The 5,669-nt window shown below is 33.6% G+C and carries 5 protein-coding genes and 1 pseudogene; 5 read left to right on the forward strand and 1 reads right to left on the reverse strand.

Features of this window, described 5'->3' with window-relative positions; genetic code table 11:
* The 5 genes from B0I26_RS17830 to B0I26_RS17850 all read left to right on the forward strand — a co-directional run.
* Positions 1 to 219: transposase (locus B0I26_RS17830; protein WP_342767137.1), on the forward strand; the 219-nt coding region annotated here is incomplete at its 5' end.
* Positions 220 to 285: 66 nt separating this feature from the next.
* Positions 286 to 1,788 (forward strand): HAD-IA family hydrolase, encoded by a 1,503-nt coding sequence (locus tag B0I26_RS17835; RefSeq protein WP_181503003.1) that lies wholly within the window; start codon positions 286 to 288, stop codon positions 1,786 to 1,788.
* Between the two features lie 17 nt (positions 1,789 to 1,805).
* Positions 1,806 to 2,780: a DNA-processing protein DprA gene (gene dprA / locus B0I26_RS17840; RefSeq protein WP_111646678.1), complete on the forward strand. Its 975-nt coding sequence runs from the start codon at positions 1,806 to 1,808 to the stop codon at positions 2,778 to 2,780.
* 27 nt (positions 2,781 to 2,807) lie between these two features.
* Complete coding sequence (locus B0I26_RS17845; protein ID WP_111646679.1) at positions 2,808 to 4,109, forward strand: DUF7017 domain-containing protein; 1,302 nt, start codon at positions 2,808 to 2,810, stop codon at positions 4,107 to 4,109.
* The gene (locus B0I26_RS17850; RefSeq protein ID WP_111646680.1) at positions 4,106 to 4,621 is read left to right on the forward strand and encodes a hypothetical protein; all 516 of its coding nucleotides are present in this window, start codon (positions 4,106 to 4,108) and stop codon (positions 4,619 to 4,621) included. The genes B0I26_RS17845 and B0I26_RS17850 overlap by 4 nt, the downstream gene beginning before the upstream one ends.
* 97 nt (positions 4,622 to 4,718) lie before the next feature.
* On the opposite strand, the pseudogene B0I26_RS17855 reads toward B0I26_RS17850, so the two are convergent.
* Positions 4,719 to 5,559 (reverse strand): annotated as a pseudogene (locus B0I26_RS17855) (IS982 family transposase).
* Positions 5,560 to 5,669 lie beyond the last annotated feature (110 nt).

Raw genomic sequence — 5,669 nt, forward strand, 5'->3', positions numbered from 1 at the left:
TGGACGCCCGTTCGGAAAAACCAGAAAATCCATCAATCGAAAGTATGGAAACGATGGATGAAACGAAAGCGCAAAGTCATTGAAACCGTGTTTTCAGTTCTCATTGATCAGTACCGGATCACAGAGATTCGAGCCAACTCTGTTTCTGGATTTGAATCAGCTTTGGATAGCATTTTACTAGCTTATTCACTCGTAATTCTTGGGCTAGTTGAGCGTTAAAGTTCAACTAGCACCACAGGTTTTACCTAGTAAAGTGAAAGAACCTACATCATGGGGGGGACATTCATGTATTATGAAGCATTAATGTTTGATCTTGATCAAACGTTAGTAGACACTTCAAAAATTGAAAAATGGCGGAAAGAGCAACAATGGGAAGAATGTTTGAGTCATTTCCACTTAACCACGTTATACCCAAATATTCAAAAGTTCCTTCAATCTGTTTCAAACAAGAAAATAGCGATTGTTACTAACTCTTCTTTCAATTATGCAAAAAAATTACTAGAATATCATCAGATAAAATACAATAAATTAATTGCCTATCAAAAAACAGGAAGAAATAAACCATATCCTGATCAACTGCTACGTTGCGCTGAGGAACTTCAGGTGAACCCATATAAATGTATTTATATTGGCAATGATCCAAATGACATTGTTGCAGCAAAAGCAGCCGGTTTTACATCAATTGGATTTTCAACTAAGCGTGAATATGTAAAAACATTAATTCCTTTCATGCCAGACGCAATAATATCAAACTTTATGGAACTTGAGCAATTTCTAAGTAAACGAGAAGATCCTTTATGGCAGAAAGAAATGAATAGTTTATTCCAATATGCACAGAGGGCAAAACTGAAAAATAATCCAAGATACTATTATCACTATTTGACAAAAGCAAGTGATATGGGGCATGAGAGAGCACAATATAAATTAGCAAAGTTACTAAAAAAAAATCCTTTTCTTGTTCAAGACAATAAAAACTATGAATACTATATGTGGGAAGCTGCGAAACTAATGGTCCCAGAGGCTATTTATGAACTAGGGTATTTTTTTGAGAAAGAAAATCAAACTGAAATTGCACAAAATTTTTATCGTACCGCCGCTAATTTGGGATGTGCACATGCTCAATTTCGCTTTGGAAAAATGAAGTTAAAAACAAATTCGTCCTATACCAAATTAAAAATTTCCTATAAATGGATTAAAAAATCGTATGCAAATGGTTTGCAAAATGCAAAACTTTTGTTAAATGACATCGAAAAAGCTATAAAGTTCGAAAATATTCTAAAGAACCATCTTCAGTATGATAAAAGTAATGCTATTTTCTATTTTGATTATTATCTTCCGGAAGAAAAATATCAGGATTTATTTTCTCAAAAAATATTACAGGTAAAAAGCGAGGATGAATCTGCTATCACTTATTTTACTCAAATACTGAAACAATTTTTAACAAATGAATTGGTTCTATGTTATGTTCCATCTTCTGATAAAGAGAAAATCGTTACAGGAATTAGAAAAATCGCGCAAGCTTTATCCACATTTAAAGGAATAGATGGTACCCATTGCCTAGTTCGATTTAAAACAAAGGAAAGAAGTTCATTTGGTGGGGAAAGAAATATTGATGCTCATCTAAAGACGATGATTGTAAAAAATAAAGAAATAATAGAAGGCAAGCATGTTTTTCTTCTTGATGATGTAACTACATCTGGAAGTTCTCTTATTGCAAGCGAAATACTACTCCTTGAATATGGTGCATTGCATGTTACAAAACTTGCATTAGGAAAAACAAAATCCTAGTAGGAAGGAGCCTTATAATGAGATCTTTATGGTTAGCGTTAACCTTTGTTAAAGGGTTAGGTACAAAACGAATTAGACGAATATATAATCAATTTCCTGACTTAACCTTGTCTGATTTTAAAGATGATAAATTAAACCAAATAATCAAAATGCTAAGAAATAAAACAATTGCTGAAAGTTTATCGAACTATGATTTAATCAAACAATACGTAAAAAAAGCGGAAGAATCCATTACTTATCACCAGCAAAACGATATTCAAGTCATAACCATTTCAGACTCCTGTTACCCTGAACTTTTAAGAAAAATAGATGATGCTCCTATTGTACTTTACTGTAAAGGTAATATGAATCTTTTACAGTCACACAAAAATGTTGCCATTGTTGGAACAAGAAACCCTACTTCTACAGGCAAAAAAATGGCAAGAAGGATTGCCAAGATTTTCTCAGAAAAAGGATATGTAATTATAAGCGGACTAGCCCTCGGAATTGATACAGAAGCTCATATTGGCGCTCTAGAAGCAAATGGTAAAACAATTGCCGTACTAGCAGGGGGATTAGATTCAATCTTCCCGAAAGAAAATCTAGAATTAGCAGGGGAAATTATAAAAAAAGATGGATTATTAGTTTCAGAAAATCCGATGCACACACCAATGTTTCGTGCAGCTTTTGTACAAAGAGATCGTATCCAAAGTGGTTTATCCATTGCAGTTTGCCCAGTTCAGACAGATATCAAAGGGGGAACTCAACATACTATTAAATTTACAAAAGAACAAAAACGATTACTATTCTGTCCTGTTCCAATAGAAAAAGTTCCAGCAACAAGAGGTATTTTCAAACTTCTTGAAGAAGGTGCTTTACCGCTTCGTGATTCAGATGATATTCCAATAATAGAGAACCATATTTCTGTTAAATTAGAAGAATTATCCCTTAATACTCACTTCATGAAAGAAGAGCTAGACAAAAGTATACAACAATTAAAATTATTTGATTAATCCTTAATAAAGAAAGGGTAATTTTTTATGACGTTTGACTTACTCAATGATTTAGTTCGTTTAGTGCAATCAAATCAAATAGAAAAAGCAATAGAGCTTTTCCAAAAATATGAATCCGATTCAACAAAAGTAAATGAGTATGTATATAGTACATTTGCAAAAAAACTTTACGAGAATGGTCATGTACTTGAAAGTATTACAATATTAAAAAATGCAGTGAGAGTGTATCCTCAAAATCCTTATATTTTGAAATCGATTGTTTCTAAAATATATAAGGTTATTATTAAACCATTTTATACAGATAAACGTTTTTCAGATAGAGAATACATAGCTACAGTAACATACATTGATAAAATATTGAATGGGGTTAAGGAATTAAAGAATGAATACAGGTATATTTACTTTAAACATGTTGATTATCTGTTGAATCAACAGAATCCAGATAAACAAGTAGCATTAGTATTTTTACAATCCCTAGACAGTATAAAACTTAACCGAACACCTTTTAAAAGTAATGATAAATCATTTCCCTCCGATTATGAAAAATGGGTTGTAAAAGTAGCCAATCTTCAGTTTGATTTAAAGTTATATAAGGATTGTATTAAAACAGTTGATTGTGCCTTTTCAGATTCTCTAACAATCTCTTGGCATAATAAACAGGATATTTGGCTACAAAGATTAAAGGCACTTTCACTGAATGAAACTGAGCAAACAGAAGAGGCTATCAAAATATATGAATCTTTGATCATTAAGCACCCTACATGGTTTATGTATCATGAACTTGCTAAATTTTACAAAAGTATTGGAAAGAAAAATGAAGCCTTGTATTATGGAACAAAAGCATGTTTAAGTAAGGACGCAGATCCATCTAAATGCGGTAAGCTATATCAGACAATGTATGAACTTCTACAAAGCTCAGATAGTAGCAATTATCATGCTTTCCTACATATAGCGTATATAATCGAAATTTACAAGAAAAATCGTTATAATATTTCAAATGCTCTAGCAAAAACATATAAAGATTTAAGTTCAAGATACCAAAACCCTAAGAGCATTAAAACAGAACTTGAAAATTTTTGGCTTGATATTATTTACAGTAAAGCAGAAAAGCAGGAAGGAACTATTACGAGCATACTACCTAATGGAAGAGCAGGTTTTATCGAATATTCTAATAAAAATAGAATTTATTTCAAATTATCTGATGTTAGATTTTCTAAAAAACTTGTAAAAGAAGGGAAAAAAGTGACCTTTGTAATAAGTGATTCATTTGACTACGTGAAAAACCAACCATCCAAAGTAGCTGAATATATTTGTGAGGTGAAGGAATGAGTAAAATAGCTGGACAAAGTTTTAATTCCTCTGAAGAATTATTTAGCGAAATAAAAAAGACGCTTCAGGTCTGTAATCTTTGTATTCGCTCTAAAAAGGATCACCCCTACCATTTTATTCTTGAGATTGGTACAAATGAAGATGAAAAAGTAGGGCGATTAAAAGTTCATTATAACAAGTTTTTCCGATGTACCTCAGTAAATATCATTGATCCAATAGCGGCAACCTACTATAAACTACTAACGGAATTATTACCAATTAAAAAAGCTAGTGTAATACAATCCGACTTTTTTATGGATTATTTGCAAAATAACTATCATTTTACGGTTTCGATTATTCATGATTCCGCTACATTTAAGTGCTACGAGCTACATTTAAATAATAAGAAGGTATGGGTAAAAATAAGTAAGGGTACCGAAGCTGTATGCCAATATTTAATGGGTGATACCGATTTATTTGATGAAGTTCAATATATTTATGAAGAGGGAATAAGCTCTGGTGCAACCTTCTAACCTTATAATAATATGAATTTATTGAAATTTGTACTATCTGTAATCAACGGTGATATGTTAACTTTATATAAATAATACCCTTGGTGCTAGTTGAACTCTACTGTTCAACTAGCTCAAGAGAAACAAGCGTGTAAGCCAATAAAATGCCATCTAGTGCTGTTTCAAACCCATCGACGCTATTGGCACGGATGGCAGTAAGACGAAATAGATCGGTAAGAACAGAAAAAGTGGTTTCCACGATTTTTCGTTTTCGACGCATCCATTGCTCCCATTCTTTCGAGTAAGAAACCTGTTGATTCTTGCAGAATGGTGTCCAAAAAGCAATTCCGTATTCATGATGAAGCTTCTTTTGTAATGGTCGACTGACGTATCCTTTATCCCCTAACGTGTAAGGATGTGGAAGTTGAGCCATGACTTCTTCTGCCACGATTCGATCATGATACGAAGCAGCCGTGACCACATATCCCATAGGAAGCGACTGGTCCGTAATCTGGATGTGTAACTTAAATCCGTAGAAGAACATCTTCTTGGAAGCGCAATATCCAATATCCGCCACATCTTGGAATCGTTTGACCCGTGTTAAAGCGTGCATAGTGACACAACTCGATTGGTAAACTGTCCACGACAGCATACGCATGATGTTGTCCACGTTTAGCCAGCCGATGTCGAATCCATTTGATGGCCCAACGTAACGAACGGCATCGACGGTTGTATCGAGAACGTTCAGGGAACGACTCTTCCATGAATAAGTTTCCAACGACAAAGCGATGCCATGCTCGTTCCGACGTAAAGCCGAATAACTTTCCAAGCACATGAATCGCAATGATCACATCATCAGTTTGCTTCAACAAGTGCCGATTGCGTCTCTTCAAATGTGGTTCGATATAAGACAACTGTGTAATTACGATCGATAAAATGGCGGCATATTGTTTTTGAATTTTCGTTTTGTTTGTTGTAAATTATCACTTTATTTCGGAACAAAAGAGCCATTTTTTTGCACATTCCTTCAGAAAGCCCTCTCCCCTTTTCTGAAAGAATGTGCTAAATT

The organism is Paranoxybacillus vitaminiphilus (assembly GCF_003259935.1).
GTDB lineage: Bacteria > Bacillota > Bacilli > Bacillales > Anoxybacillaceae > Paranoxybacillus > Paranoxybacillus vitaminiphilus.

What these genes read in the sequence shown, in the direction of transcription:
- B0I26_RS17845 (WP_111646679.1), top strand. Translation starts at nt 2,808, where the DNA reads ATGACGTTTGACTTACTCAATGATTTAGTTCGTTTAGTGCAATCAAAT.
- dprA (WP_111646678.1), top strand. Translation starts at nt 1,806, where the DNA reads ATGAGATCTTTATGGTTAGCGTTAACCTTTGTTAAAGGGTTAGGTACA.
- B0I26_RS17835 (WP_181503003.1), top strand. Translation starts at nt 286, where the DNA reads ATGTATTATGAAGCATTAATGTTTGATCTTGATCAAACGTTAGTAGAC.
- B0I26_RS17850 (WP_111646680.1), top strand. Translation starts at nt 4,106, where the DNA reads ATGAGTAAAATAGCTGGACAAAGTTTTAATTCCTCTGAAGAATTATTT.